The organism is Cupriavidus cauae (genome assembly GCF_008632125.1).
Lineage (GTDB): Bacteria > Pseudomonadota > Gammaproteobacteria > Burkholderiales > Burkholderiaceae > Cupriavidus > Cupriavidus cauae.
In genome coordinates this window covers 1-12949 of record NZ_VWRN01000047.1, presented here as the reverse complement: position 1 = coordinate 12949, position 12949 = coordinate 1, and the positions used below count along the sequence as shown (strand labels likewise).

12 protein-coding genes are annotated in these 12949 nt (G+C 70.2%); 3 read left to right on the top strand and 9 right to left on the bottom strand.

Going from position 1 to position 12949, the window contains the following annotated elements:
- Positions 1-38 precede the first annotated feature (38 nt).
- The 8 genes from F1599_RS18130 to F1599_RS18090 all read right to left on the bottom strand — a co-directional run bounded on the left by F1599_RS18130 (position 39) and on the right by F1599_RS18090 (position 8133).
- Positions 39-1247 (bottom strand): class I SAM-dependent rRNA methyltransferase, encoded by a 1209-nt coding sequence (locus F1599_RS18130; RefSeq protein ID WP_150084041.1) that lies wholly within the window; start codon positions 1245-1247, stop codon positions 39-41.
- A 169-nt stretch (positions 1248-1416) separates the two neighbouring features.
- On the bottom strand, positions 1417-1707 hold the full coding sequence (locus tag F1599_RS18125) for a DUF493 family protein (RefSeq protein ID WP_053820987.1): 291 nt from the start codon (positions 1705-1707) through the stop codon (positions 1417-1419).
- Between the two features lie 23 nt (positions 1708-1730).
- Entirely contained in the window at positions 1731-2936 is a 1206-nt protein-coding gene (locus F1599_RS18120) for a D-alanyl-D-alanine carboxypeptidase family protein (protein ID WP_149317164.1), read from the bottom strand.
- A gap of 114 nt (positions 2937-3050) precedes the next feature.
- Positions 3051-3695, bottom strand: a complete 645-nt coding sequence (locus tag F1599_RS18115; RefSeq protein ID WP_149317163.1) for an alpha/beta hydrolase — start codon at positions 3693-3695, stop codon at positions 3051-3053.
- An 83-nt stretch (positions 3696-3778) separates the two neighbouring features.
- Positions 3779-4099, bottom strand: coding sequence for a (2Fe-2S) ferredoxin domain-containing protein (locus F1599_RS18110; protein WP_006578238.1), 321 nt, complete (start codon positions 4097-4099; stop codon positions 3779-3781).
- Between the two features lie 328 nt (positions 4100-4427).
- Positions 4428-6572 carry an ATP-dependent helicase gene (locus tag F1599_RS18105; RefSeq protein ID WP_150084040.1) on the bottom strand — a complete coding sequence of 715 codons (2145 nt, stop codon included), beginning with the start codon at positions 6570-6572 and terminating at the stop codon, positions 4428-4430.
- Between the two features lie 259 nt (positions 6573-6831).
- Positions 6832-7377, bottom strand: coding sequence for a TlpA disulfide reductase family protein (locus F1599_RS18100; protein WP_149317161.1), 546 nt, complete (start codon positions 7375-7377; stop codon positions 6832-6834).
- 282 nt (positions 7378-7659) lie between these two features.
- Positions 7660-8133, bottom strand: a complete 474-nt coding sequence (locus F1599_RS18090) for a thioredoxin fold domain-containing protein (protein ID WP_395896359.1) — start codon at positions 8131-8133, stop codon at positions 7660-7662.
- Between the two features lie 310 nt (positions 8134-8443).
- Between F1599_RS18090 and F1599_RS18085 the strand changes: the two genes are divergently transcribed.
- The 3 genes from F1599_RS18085 to F1599_RS18075 all read left to right on the top strand — a co-directional run bounded on the left by F1599_RS18085 (position 8444) and on the right by F1599_RS18075 (position 11407).
- Positions 8444-9028 (top strand): hypothetical protein, encoded by a 585-nt coding sequence (locus F1599_RS18085; protein ID WP_150084039.1) that lies wholly within the window; start codon positions 8444-8446, stop codon positions 9026-9028.
- A complete protein-coding gene (locus F1599_RS18080) occupies positions 9028-10506 on the top strand; it encodes an MFS transporter (RefSeq protein WP_150084038.1) in 1479 nt (492 codons plus the stop codon). The genes F1599_RS18085 and F1599_RS18080 overlap by 1 nt, the downstream gene beginning before the upstream one ends.
- Before the next feature lie 241 nt (positions 10507-10747).
- Positions 10748-11407 (top strand): LysE family transporter, encoded by a 660-nt coding sequence (locus F1599_RS18075; RefSeq protein WP_150084037.1) that lies wholly within the window; start codon positions 10748-10750, stop codon positions 11405-11407.
- 435 nt (positions 11408-11842) lie between these two features.
- On the opposite strand, the gene F1599_RS18070 is transcribed toward F1599_RS18075, so the two are convergent.
- Positions 11843-12949, bottom strand: a 1107-nt coding sequence (locus F1599_RS18070) for a YifB family Mg chelatase-like AAA ATPase (protein WP_150084036.1), incomplete at its 5' end; no start/stop codon positions are given.

Here is a 12949-nt window from a genome sequence, read left to right as displayed (position 1 = left end):
CATGCGTGCCCATGCGCGCCCATTGCGTCCGTCGGTGCTTACACACGCTGCAGCAGCAGCCCCTTCAGATATTCGCCCTCGGGGAAGGCCGCCAGCATCGGATGGTCGGTGCCGGCCGACAGCCGCCGCAGGATGCGCGCATCGACGCGGGCGTCGGTGGCCGCGCCGGCCACGATCTTGTGGAACAGCTCCATGCCGATCGCGCCCGAGCACGAGTAGGTGAACAGCAGCCCGCCCGGGCGCAGCAGCTGCATGCCGACCAGGTTGATTTCCTTGTAGGCGCGCGCGGCGCGGTCGATATGCTGGGCCGACGGCGCGAACTTCGGCGGGTCCAGCACGATCAGGTCGAACTGCCGGCCCTCGGCGCGGAACTGGCGCAACGACTTGAACACGTCCGCGTCGAGCCAGGTCGCACGTCCCGCATCGAAGCCGTTCAGCGCGACATTGCCCTCGGCAATCTTCAGCGCCTCGCCCGACGAATCGATCGACACCACCGAGGCCGCGCCGCCGCGCAGCGCCGCCAGCGAAAAGCCGCCGGTATAGCAGAAGCAGTTCAGCACCTCGCGCCCTTCGGCGAGATCGCCGACCAGCTTGCGGTTGTCGCGCTGGTCGACATAGAAGCCGGTCTTGTGGCCGTTGCGCACGTCGACGTAGTAGCGCACGCCGTGTTCGGTGACCGAGAGCTCGGGGTCGGGCTCGGCGCCGGCCAGCACGCCGGTCACCAGCGCCAGCCCCTCGCGCTCGCGCACCGCGGCGTCGGAGCGCTCGTAGACGTTGGGGCAGCCGGTCTCCCGGATCAGCGCCTGCACGATCGCGTCCTTCCACTGCTCGACGCCGGCGGCGTTGAACTGGCAGACCAGCTGGGCGTGCTCGGCGCCGCGGCCGGCGCCGTAGTAATCGACCACCAGCCCGGGCAGCCGGTCGGCCTCGCCGAACACCAGCCGCACCGCGTCGCTGTCGCTGTCGCTGACCCATTGGCGGCGATGCGCCACCGCGGTGGCGACGCGGCGCTTGATCAGCGCATGGTCGACCGGCTCGTTCTCGTCAAAGGTCCACACGCGCGCGCGGATCTGCGAGTGCGGGCTGTAGGCCGCCTTGGCGAGGAAGCGGCCGTCGGCGGCGCGCACCGTGATGGTGGCGCCGGGCTCGGCACGGCCCTCGACGCGGTCGATGCCGGTCGCATAGATCCAGGGATGGCGGCGCAGCAGGGACTTTTCCTTGCCGGGCTTCAGGGTCAGGGTATTCATGATTCAGGGAAGGGAGGCCGCGCAGCGGCGGCCTTCTGGTTCACCGCGCGGTTCGCTTTCCTCCCCGGCCTGCGGGACAGGGCCTGGAGGGAACGGTAAAGCGGCGCGGTAAGAGCGGCGCGGTGGAAAGGGACAGGCACCGCCGGCCGAAGCCGGCGCCATCGTCGCGTTACAGCACCACCTTGACCATCGGATGCGCGGTCAGCGCGCGATACAGGTCGTCCAGCTGCTCGCGGCTGGTGACCCAGACCGTCACGGTCAGGCCCAGGTAGTTGCCGTTGCGCGAGGGGCGCATCTCCATCTTGCCGGCATGAAAGCCGGGGTCGAATTCCTGCACCAGCGTGACGATGGCCTCGGCAAAGCCGTCCTGCATCGCGCCCATCACCTTGATGGGGAAATCGCTCGGGTATTCGATCAGCGAAGGCTGGTCGCGCCCGTTGTCGGTGTTGTCGGCGCTCATGGCGGCGGCCTCCTTGTTGCGTGTTACTTGCGCTTGAACCACAGGCGGATGGTGTCCCAGATGCGGCCGAAGAAGCCGGCTTCCTGCACCTCCTCCAGCGCGACCACCGGGAACTCGGCCACCTTGGTGGTGCCGTCCATCAGCTTGACGGTGCCGACCTGCTGGCCGGCCGTGATCGGCGCCACCAGCAGCTCCTGGCGCTCCAGCACCGGCTTCAGACGGCCCGCGGTGCCCTTGGGCACGGTCACGTAGGTCTCGTCGCGGACGCCGATCTTGATGGTGTCGTTGCTGCCCTTGTAGATGTCCGGCGTGGCCAGCACCTGGCCCTTGTCGTAGAGGCGCAGCGTGTCGAAGAACTGGAAGCCGTAGTTCAGCACCTTCAGGCTTTCCTGCGTGCGGACCTGTTCGCTGGTGGTGCCGATCACGATCGAGATCAGGCGGCGCGAGCCGTTCGGCACGTTGGCCAGCGGGCGCTTGGCCGAGGAAATCAGGCAGTAGCCCGCGGACCGGGTGTGGCCGGTCTTGACGCCGTCCACGGTCGAATCGATGTACAACAGGCGGTTGCGGTTGGGCTGCTTGATCTTGTTATAGGTGAACTCCTTTTGCGAGTACATGCCGTAGTACTCGGGGAAGTCCTGGATCAGGCGCGTGGTCAGGATCGCCAGGTCCGCCGCGGTGGTGTAGTGGTTCGGGTCGGGAATGCCGTCGGTATTCGTGAAGTGCGTGCTCTTCATGCCCATGCGCTGGGCCTCGCGGTTCATCATCGCGACGAAGCCTTCCTCCGAGCCGCCGACCGCCTCGGCCAGCGCCAGCGCGGCATCGTTGCCCGACTGCACGATCAGGCCCATCAGCAGGTCCTGCACCGTGACCGGCTTGTTCGGCTCGATGAACATGCGCGACTCGTCGCTCTTGACCTTCAGCACCAGATTGGTCGGCACCACGGCCTGGTCCAGCGTCAGGCGCTTTTCCTTCAGCGCCTGGAAGGCCAGGTAGGCGGTCATGATCTTGGTCAGCGAAGCCGGCTCGATGCGGGCATCGGCATTCTGCGAGCCGAGCGCCTGGCCGCTGGTGACGTCGTAGAGCATCCACGCCTTGGCCGCCACCTGCGGCATCGGCACGGCCTGCGCGCGCACCGTCAGCGGTGCGCTGGCGAGCGCGAGCACGGCGGCGCTGGCCAGCAGGGTGTGGGCGATGCGGTGGGAGAACAGCGGCGAAGCTTGATTGAACATGTTTTCAGGTTCCGACAAGAGAGAAAGGGCAGCGTCGCGCCGCCACGCGGGCGTGGCGGCAGGGCAAGGAACGGCGGCCACGGATTGCCATGGCCACCCGCTCAATGCCCGGGCTCAGCGCTGCCACGCATTGACGACGAGCTGCTTGATCAGATGCAGCTTGCGATGGAAGAAATGGTCGGCGCCCGGAATCACCGTGACTGGCAGTTCCTGCGGCCGCGCCCAGTCGAGCACGCTGGCGAGCGGCACGGTCTCGTCCTGCTCGCCGTGGATCACGATGGTGTCGGCCGGCACCGGCGCGACCTGCCAGCGCGAGGCCGCGGTGCCGACCATCGCCAAGCGCTCGGCGGGCGTGCCGGCCTCGGCCAGGCGCCGCGCCACATGGCTGACGACGAAGCTGCCGAACGAGAAGCCGGCCAGCGCCAGCGGCAGCGTTGCCGCGTCGGCGGACCAGTCGCGCTGCTGGCGCATCCAGTCGATCACCGCCAGCAGATCGTCCTGCTCGCCCTGGCCGTTGTCATGCTCGCCGGCGGTGCCGCCGACCCCGCGGAAGTTCGGCCGCACGGTGGCGTAGCCCAGCTGCACGAAGGCGCGCGCCAGCGTCTGCGCGACCTTGTTGTCCTTGGTGCCGCCGAACAGCGGATGCGGATGGCCGACCAGCGCGAGGCCGCGCACCGGGGCGGCCTGCGGCAGGTCGACCGAGACGTCGATCGCGCCGGCGGGACCGGCAACGGTGAGTACCTGGGTATGCGCGTTCATGGCAGGAAGGGCGGAAATCCGGGGTCGAAACGAAAGTGGGCGTGGGCGGCGGATGGATGCGGATGCGCCTGCGCGCGCGGCGCTCAGCGATCCACCATCAGGCGTTCGACCGGCTTGCCGTGGATCAGATGGCTGTCGATGATCTCGTCGATGTCCTGCTCGTCGACGAATGTGTACCAAACGGCCTCCGGGTAGACCACCAGTACCGGACCGAGTTCACAGCGGTTCAGGCAGCCCGCCTTGTTGATCCGCACCCGTCCCTCGCCGCCGGCGATGCCCAGCTCCTTGCAACGCTTCTTGGCGTATTCCTGCATCGCCTTCGCGTTGTGGTTGGCGCAGCAGTTTTCGCCCGGCTCGCGCTGATTCAGGCAGAAGAAGACGTGGTGCTGGTAGTAGCTGCTCATGCGTGGGAGGGCGCGGCGCGCTCGGCTGGGCCGCGCGCGCGGCTTGGCGCCGGTCGGAACGGTGGGAAGCTCGGAATTATACGGCGAGCCGGGGGCCGTTTCGACCGCATGGCGGCGTCTGCAGCGCCACGCCGCGGTGGGTGTTAGCTATGGCGCACAGGAGGCGCTGGTTTGAGGCCCTCGTCGCGAGCGCAGCATAACGGGCACGGCGGCTACGGCCTACGGCCCCTATGGTTGCTGCGGACGCCATGGCGGCTACGTCGCCTATGGCAACTACGGCCGGCGCGGCAACGACGGCTGCTACGGCCCTACGACCACTACGCCCGGCTCACCGCCACATATTGCGCATCCGCGCGGCCAGGTCGACCGCCGGCAGCGACGCGCGCTGCGGCGCCGCGTCGACCGGCGGAGGCGGCGGCCACGCGCGGCTGTGGAAATGCGGCATCACGCGATTGGGCAGGAAGCGCGTGCGCGACGCGTACACGTGGCGGTCGCCCATGCCGGGCTGCTGATGCACGTAGAAGCGCTGCGGCACGACGATGTCGAGATGGTCGCGTGCGCGCGTCATCGCGACATAGAGCAGCCGGCGCTCCTCCTCGATCTCCTCGGTGGTGCCGGTGGCCAGGTCGGACGGCAGGCAGCCGTCCACGGCGTTCAGCACGTAGACCGCCTTCCATTCCTGGCCCTTGGCCGAATGGATGGTCGACAGGATCAGGTAGTCCTCGTCGCGCAGCGGCACGCCCGATTCGTCGCTGGAGGCGTCCGGCGGATCCAGCGTCAGCTCGGTCAGGAAGCGTTCGCGCGAGCCGTAGGTCGCGGCGATGCGCGCCAGCTGCTGCAGGTCGGCGGCGCGCGCGGCGGCATCGTCGTGCAGGCGTTCCAGATGCGGCTCGTACCAGCGCAGCACGCGCTCGAAGTCGACCGGCCATGCCGCCGCGGGCGCCATCGCCTCGCGCGCCAGCGCGACCAGTTCCGCCCATGCCTCGGCCGCGGCCGGCGGCGCCTCGAACGATTCGAGCGCGAACAGCGGATCGCTGGCGAGCTCCAGGCCGTCGAGCACGCGGGCGGCGGTCTTGGGCCCGACGCCCGGCATCAGCTGCAGCGTGCGGAAGCCCGCCATGCGGTCGCGCGGATTCTCCAGCCAGCGCAGCGCCGCCAGCATGTCCTTGACGTGGGTCGACTCGAGGAATTTGAGCCCGCCGAACTTGACGAAGGGGATGTTGCGGCGGACCAGTTCCAGTTCGAGCTGCGCGCTGTGGTCGGCGGCGCGGAACAGCACCGCCTGCGCCATCAGCGCCAGCCCTTCCTCGCGCCGCGCGAGGATGCGCTCGACCACGAAGCGCGCCTGCTCGGTCTCGTCTCCCACCACCACCACGCCGGGCTTCTCGGCACTGGCGCGGTCGGACCACAGGTCCTTGGTGAAGCGCTCGGCCGCCAGCCCGATCACCGCGTTGGCGGCGGCCAGGATCGGCTGCGTCGAGCGATAGTTGCGCGACAGCGTGACCTGTCCCGCCGGCGGCGAGAAGCGGTGCGGGAAGTCGAGGATGTTGCGCACGGTGGCGCCACGGAACGCGTAGATCGACTGCGCGTCGTCGCCGACCACGGTCAGGCCGCGGCCGTCGGGCTTGAGCGACAGCAGGACCGCGGCCTGCAGCGCATTGGTGTCCTGGTATTCGTCGACCAGCACATGGTCGAAGCGCTCGCCCATGTCGCGCGCCAGCGCCGGCTCGGCCAGCGCCTGCGCCCAGTACAGCAGCAGGTCGTCGTAGTCGAGCACCTGCTGCTTCTGCTTGGCCTCGACATAGCCGGCAAACAGCGCCCGCAGCGCGTCCACCCACATCGCGTAGCGCGGAAACTGGCGCTGCAGCACCTCTTCGAGCGGCAACTGGGTGTTGACCACGCGCGAATAGATCGCCAGGCACGTTTCCTTGCGCGGGAAGCGCGCGTTCTGCGCCGACAGGCCGAGGTCGTGCCGCACCACGTTCATCAGGTCGGCCGAGTCGCCGCGGTCGCTGATGGTGAAGGAGGGCGACAGCCCCAGCGTCTCCGCGTATTCGCGCAGCAGGCGCGCGCCGATCGCGTGGAAGGTGCCGGCCCATTGCAGCGCGGCGCGGCCCGGGTTGGCCGACGAGGTGGTGCCGTTGCGGGCCGCGAAGGCCTGGTCGACGATGCGCTCGACGCGCCGGCCCATCTCGACCGCGGCGCGCCGCGAGAACGTCAGCAGCAGGATGCGCCGCGGATCGGCACCGCCCAGCAGCAGATGCGCGACGCGGTGCGCCAGCGTATTGGTCTTGCCAGAGCCTGCGCCGGCGATGATCAGCAGCGGCCGGTCGGTGGCGTGCTCGACCGCTTCACGCTGCTCGGGGTTGAGCGCGGCGAGATAGTCGGCCGGAGCGGCCGGGTCGGCCGGAACGCTCGGAGCGATCGGATCGGACAGTGCTGCGGCGGGAGCGAGGGCGAGATCGGCGGACACAGGGGCGGGCGAGGGCGAAAACCGGAAATGTTCGCCGCAGACTGTATATCCATACAGATGTGTTGGGCAAGCGGGGGATGGTTGAAGGGACTTGAAGGGCGCTTTTGGTGGAGCTTGCGCCGGGAATGCCTTCTCCCCGATCCTCTTCCGCCCGCGGGAGAGGGCGAACCCAATCGCCGTTGGGACGCTGCGGGTTTGCGCCCCTCTCCCGCTTGCGGGAGGGGCTGGGCGAGAGGGCAGCCCCTCCCCCGTCAGCGCATCAGACCGCCTTGGCCAGCGCCTCGTCCAGCAGCCGGTGCAGACTGTCCCATTCCGGCTCGCCGACGTAGCGCTTCAGGATGCGGCCGTCCTTGTCCACCACGAAGGTGGTCGGCGTCAGTTGCACGTCGCCGAAGGCCTTGGCCGCCGAGCCGTCCGAATCGAGCGCGACCTTGAACGGCAGCTTGCGCGTCTCGGTGAAATTGGTCACGTACATCGGCGGGTCGTAGCTCATCGCCACCGCGACGAACTCCAGGCCCTTGTCCTTGAACTGCTGGTAGGTGCGCACCATGTCCGGCATCTCCTTGACGCAGGTGGTGCAGCTGGTGGCCCAGAAATTGACCATATAGACCTTGCCCTGCAGCTGCGCGGTGCTGACGCGCTCGCCGGACAGCAGCACGAAGGTCGCCTGCGGCGCATGCTGGGCCGGCGTCAGCGCCCGGTAGCCAAACCAGCCGAGCAGGACCAGCACCAGCAGGCCCACGATCAGCGGCCAGCGCTTGCGGGGGGAGGCGGGACGTTCCGGTTGGGAGGCGGACGAAGTCATGATGGGCCGACCGAAGGAGGGGAAAACGTCATTCTAGCGCCGAGGTGGCCGATGGCGCCGATCCCGAGCTCTAGCCCGAACTCGAGGCTGAGCGCGCGCCCGAACCCGAACCCCAGCCCGAGCCCGAGCCCCAGCCCCAGCCCCAGCCCCAGCCCCAGCCCCAGCCCCAGCCGAGCCGAGCCGAGCCGAGCCGAGCCGAGCCCGAGGACGGGCACGGGCACGGGCTCGGGCGTGGCGTGGCGTGGCGTGGCGTGGCGGGGCCGCGTGGTGGCCCCCGGCGGGTCAGCGCCCGCCGGCCCCGGCCGCCATCGCGGCTCGCGCGGTGTCGAGCGACTGTTCCAGATAGGCGCCGTAGAAGTCCGGCTGCATGCCGCGCAGCGGCGGCGCGGCCGGGCGCCCCTTGCCGTCGAGAAACAGCACCGTCGGCGCGAAGCGGATGCCATGCTCGCGCGCCCAGGCGCGTGCGGTGGTGGCACGGCCGTCGGCATCGCGGATCGGCGTGGCGGCGCTCATGTCGAGCTCGCGCGCCGTGAGCTGCCCGGCGGTGGCCTGCGGGCCCAGGTAGTTGCGCCGTACCGCTTCGCAATAGCCGCAGTTCGGCAGCGTCACCAGCACCACCAGCGGTTCGCCGCGCAGGCTGGCCGAGCGCGTCTCCGCCGCCAGGTCGGCGACCGCCGGCAGGTGCGCGGGGCTGGCCGCCTGGACCGATGGCGCGGCAAGGGCGAGCGACAGGCCGGCGACGGGCAGGGCGACCAACGGGGCGACGAACAGCGCGGCAGATCGCGCGACCGATAGCGCGGCAGATCGCGTGGCAGATCGCGTGGCAGATCGCGCGGCCGTCAGGGCAGCCGACAGGGCGGCCGGCAGCGCCAGGGCGGCGCCCTGGAGCCATGCCGAACCCATGCGGCGACCTGCGAAGTCCAAAACCATAATGAAATATCGAGATCAGAAAGACACTGCGTCAGTGCCTGATCCCCGATAATAGCGGCTTGGCCGCACCCCTGCCGGTGCGGCGCTTCGTTCCCTTTATCGGCCGTCTTCTTCCACCCGTCGTTCAGGCTTCCCGATGTCTCGCCTTTCGTTCCTCCGCCGGCCGGCCCGGTATTGCGCCGGCCTGGCGGTGGCCGCGCTGCTCGCCTGCTCGCCGCGTTACGACTGGCGGACCATCCAGTCCAACGAGGGCGGCTATGCCGCGCTCTATCCTGGCAAGCCGACCAGCGCCGCGCGTGATGTCGCGATCGCGGGCCGCAAGCTGCCGATGACGATGGAGGCGGCCCGCGTCGACGAGACGCTGTTCGCGGTCGGCGTGGTCAGCCTGCCCAGCGACGATGCCGCGCTGCGCGCCGAGGCGCTGTCGGCGATGCAGTCCGGCCTGCTGGCCAATCTGGGCAACGCGCCGACCGAGCCGGTGCAGACGCGCGCGGTCACGGTGATGTCGTCGGCCCAGCCGCCGGTGGCGCTGCAGGGCATCGAGATCCGCGTGGCTGGCGTCTCGCCGCAGGACAAGGCGCCGCGCCGGCTGACCGCGCGGCTGGTCGCCAGGGGGACCAAGGTCTACCAGGCGGTCGTGCTCGAGGCCGGCGATGCCGCGCGCGACCACCGCCAGGCCGAGCAGGTCGAGCAGTTCCTGGCCGGCTTCCACCCGTTCTGATGCGTTCCCGTACCGGCTCGCGCAGCAACCGCATCGGACTGTCCATGCGGCCGTCCTCGCTGCTGCGGCGTAGCGAGGGCGCGCTGGTGTTCGCCTGCTTCGCCGCGGCCTATGTGCTGTCGTACGCGCTGCGCACCATCAACGCGGTGATCGCGCCCGAGCTGATCGCCGACATGCGGCTGTCGAACGCCGACCTGGGCCTGCTGTCGTCAGCCTATTTCCTCGCCTTCGCCGCGATGCAGCTGCCGGTCGGCCAGTGGCTGGACCGGCGCGGCGTGCGGCGCGTCGAAACCGTGCTGCTGCTGATCGCCGCGGCGGGCGCGCTGGTGTTCGCGCTGGCCGGCTCGGCGGCGACCTTGTGGCTGGGGCGGGCGCTGATCGGCGCCGGCGTCTCGGCCTGCCTGATGGCGTCCTACACCGCCTATCGCCGCTGGTTTCCGACCGCGCGGCAAAGCCAGCTGTCGGTCTGGATGCTGGTCGCCGGCAGCGGCGGCGCGCTGATGACGACGCTGCCGGTGCAGGCGGTGCTGCCGTGGCTGGGCTGGCGCGGCGTCTTCCTGGTGATGGCGGGCCTGCTGCTGCTGTCGGCGCTGGCGCTGTATCGGGGGCTGGCGCGGGTCGAGCGGCGCAGTGCGCGGCTGGCGCGCGGGGCGGAGCGGAGGAGTGCGCTCGCCGATCCTGTCGATATCGCGGCCGATATCGCTGCTGCTAGCGCGACCGTTAGTGCAACTGGCAGCGGGGCAGGAAGCGCGACGGACGGCATGACGGACGGCGCGACGAATAGCGTGGGCAGCCCGACGAACGGCGTGGATCGCGCGACCGCCGCTGCGCAGGTCCCGGCGGCCACGATGGCCGGCGGTTATCGGGCGCTGCTGCGCCACCCGGCCTTCGTTCGCGTGCTGCCCTTCGGCCTGCTGAACCAGGCCGGCTTCATGGCGGTGCAGACGCTGTGGGTCGGTCCCTGGCTGGTCGACGTGCTGGGCTTCGGGCCGGACCGCACCGCGCAGATCCTGTTCCTGTTCAATATCGCGCTGCTGGCCGGCTATCTGCTGCTGGGCTGGCTGGCGCCGCGGCGCGCGCGCGATCCGGTCGAGTCGGCGCGGCTGGTGATGGTCGGCGCCGGGCTGACGCTGGTGCTGCAGGCGGCGATCGTCGCTTGGACCGCGCCGGCGGCGTGGCTGCTGTGGCCGCTGCTGGCGATGTGCGCGAGCACGCTGTCGCTGATCCTCAGCACGCTGAGCCTGTCGTTTCCGGCGGCGGTCGCCGGGCGCGCCAATACCACCTACAACCTGCTGGTGTTCGGCGGCAGCTTCCTGATCCAGTGGGGGCTAGGGGTCGCGATCGATCTGTTCCGCGACGCCGGGCTGCCGCAGGCCGACGCGTTCCGCGCGGCGCTTGGCGGACTGCTGGGGCTGCAGCTCGTCGGCTATCTCTGGTATGCGCTGGTGCCGCGGCTTTGGCGGCGGGTGGCGGGTTGAACGCCACCGGGGTTTGGAACGATCCGGGGGGCTGAAAAGGTCCGGGGGTTTGGATACGTCCGCGGAAACGTCCGGGGATCTGAAAACGTCCGGGGTTTGGATACGTCCGCGGATTGGAAAGGTCCGGGGATTGGAAAAGTCCGCGGATTGGAGAAGTCCGGGGAATGGAAGGTCCCAGGGTCCGGCAAGGTTCCGGGGTTGAAAAGGTTCGAGCTTAGGCAAAAACAAGAAGGAGCAAATCATGCGTTGGGAAATCTGGCTCGCCTATTTCGCGGCCTGCTGGGCGATCGCCGTCTCGCCGGGCTCGGGGGCCGTGCTGTCGATGAGCCACGGGCTGTCCTATGGGCTGCGCAAGACCACCACCACGATTCTCGGCCTGCAGACCGGGCTGGTGATCGTGCTGCTGGTCGCCGGCGGCGGACTCGGTGCTCTGCTGATTGCATCCGAGCATGCGTTCGCGGCGGTCAAGACGGTCGGCGCGCTGTACCTGATCTATCTGGGCGTGCAGCAGTGGCGGGCGCGGGTCGAGCAGGAGCCGAGCGATGCAAATGGCGAGGGCAAGTCCCAGGGCGGCATCCGCGTGGCCGCGATGAGTCCGCGCCGGCGTTTCGCCACCGGCCTGCTGACCAATGTCACCAATCCCAAGGGCATCGTCTTCATGGTGGCGGTGCTGCCGCAGTTCATCGATGCGGCGCGGCCCCTGGTGCCGCAGCTGGCGATCCTGGCCGTAACGATGTGCGCGGTCGACCTGATCGTGATGCACGGCTACGCGCTGCTGGCCTCGCGCATGCAGGGGCTGTTTCGCGACGCGCGCGCGATGCGCTGGCAGAACCGCGTGTTCGGCAGCGTGCTGATGGCGGTCGGCGCCGCGCTGTTCTTCGTGCGGCGGCAGCCGGGCTGAGCGCGATCGGACCGGACCGGACAGGACCACGCTGGCTGGCGATCCCCCGGCCGGTTTGCTTCAATGGTGGTTACCCGCCCCTTGGAGCCGACCGATGCCGCGCCGCGCCGACCACACCGTTCCGCCGATAGAAGACCCGCCGCCGCCCGGCGTGCCGCCCGATCATCCGCCGATCGAGGAGGAGCCGGAACCGCCGGGCGAGCCGCCCGAAGCCCGCCGTCCGGCTTGATTAACGGCCTGCACCGCTACCGCGCCCGGTTTGCTCCCCTCGCGCACTGGTGGGAGAGGGGCGGGGGAGAGGGCAGGGGCGATTGAACGGCCGGCACCGTCGGTGTGGCGAGCGCCGTTCCCCTCCTCCAACCCTTCCCGCCAGCGGAAGAAGTGACGCGGAGCGATAAGCCGATCAGCCGATCAGCCGATGAACGCAGCGCATCGCTAAACCGGCCGCAACACCCGCCGATACTGCACCGCCTCGGCCGCATGCGCCGCGCCGATGGTGTCGGCGCCGCCCAGATCCGCGATGGTCCGCGCGACCTTCAGCACGCGAAAGTACGAGCGCGCCGACCAGCCCAGGCGCGCCATCGCCGCGCGCAACAGCCCCTGCGCCTGCTCGTCCAGCGGGCAATGCCGGTCGATCTCCTCCCCCGCCAGTTCTCCATTGGGTTTGCCCTGCCGCTCGAGCTGCCGCGCCCGGGCCGCCAGCACGCGCACGCGGATCGCCGCGCTGTCCTCGCCGGGCGGGCCGTCCAGCGTCTCCTGCTGGCTTTGCGCCGGCACCTCGATCTGCAGGTCGATGCGGTCCAGCAGCGGCCCGGACAATCGCGCCTGGTAGCGCAGCACCTGGTCGGGCGTGCAGCGGCAGGCCCGGGCCGGATGTCCCTGGTAGCCGCACGGACAGGGGTTCATCGCCGCGACGAACTGGAAGCGCGCCGGGAAATCGGCCTGCCGGCCCGCACGCGAGATCGTGATGTGGCCGGATTCGAGCGGCTCGCGCAGGACCTCCAGCACGCGCCGGTCGAACTCGGGCAACTCGTCGAGGAACAGCACGCCGTGATGCGCCAGCGAGATCTCGCCCGGGCGCGGATCGCCGCCACCGCCGACCATCGCGGCCGCCGAGGCGGTATGGTGCGGCGCCCGGAACGGCCGGCGGCCCCAGCGCTCGCTCTGGAAGCCGGCGCCGGTCAGGCTCAGCACCGCGGCGGACTCGAGCGCCTCCTGCAGCGTCATCGGCGGCAGCAGCCCGGGAAAGCGCTGCGCCAGCATCGACTTGCCGGTGCCTGGCGGGCCGATCAGCAGGGCCGAGTGCTGCCCGGCCGCCGCCACCTCCATCGCGCGGCGCGCCTGCCCCTGGCCGCGCACGTCGCGCATGTCCGGCATGCCCGCGGACGAGCCATCGACGGGTGCCGCCGTCACGGGCCTGGCCCGCGCCAGCGGCGGGCCGGTGCGGGCAAGGTGCGCGCAGACCTCGGGCAGCGAAGCGGCCGCCAGCACGGTGATCGACTCCACCAGCGCGGCCTCGGCGCCGTTGCCCGCCGCGACCAC

Bases quoted from the DNA above. Each gene is read 5' to 3' on its own strand.
- F1599_RS18130 (WP_150084041.1), bottom strand. From the start codon at position 1,247: ATGAATACCCTGACCCTGAAGCCCGGCAAGGAAAAGTCCCTGCTGCGC.
- F1599_RS18125 (WP_053820987.1), bottom strand. From the start codon at position 1,707: ATGAGCGCCGACAACACCGACAACGGGCGCGACCAGCCTTCGCTGATC.
- F1599_RS18120 (WP_149317164.1), bottom strand. From the start codon at position 2,936: ATGTTCAATCAAGCTTCGCCGCTGTTCTCCCACCGCATCGCCCACACC.
- F1599_RS18115 (WP_149317163.1), bottom strand. From the start codon at position 3,695: ATGAACGCGCATACCCAGGTACTCACCGTTGCCGGTCCCGCCGGCGCG.
- F1599_RS18110 (WP_006578238.1), bottom strand. From the start codon at position 4,099: ATGAGCAGCTACTACCAGCACCACGTCTTCTTCTGCCTGAATCAGCGC.
- F1599_RS18100 (WP_149317161.1), bottom strand. From the start codon at position 7,377: ATGACTTCGTCCGCCTCCCAACCGGAACGTCCCGCCTCCCCCCGCAAG.
- F1599_RS18085 (WP_150084039.1), top strand. From the start codon at position 8,444: ATGTCTCGCCTTTCGTTCCTCCGCCGGCCGGCCCGGTATTGCGCCGGC.
- F1599_RS18080 (WP_150084038.1), top strand. From the start codon at position 9,028: ATGCGTTCCCGTACCGGCTCGCGCAGCAACCGCATCGGACTGTCCATG.
- F1599_RS18075 (WP_150084037.1), top strand. From the start codon at position 10,748: ATGCGTTGGGAAATCTGGCTCGCCTATTTCGCGGCCTGCTGGGCGATC.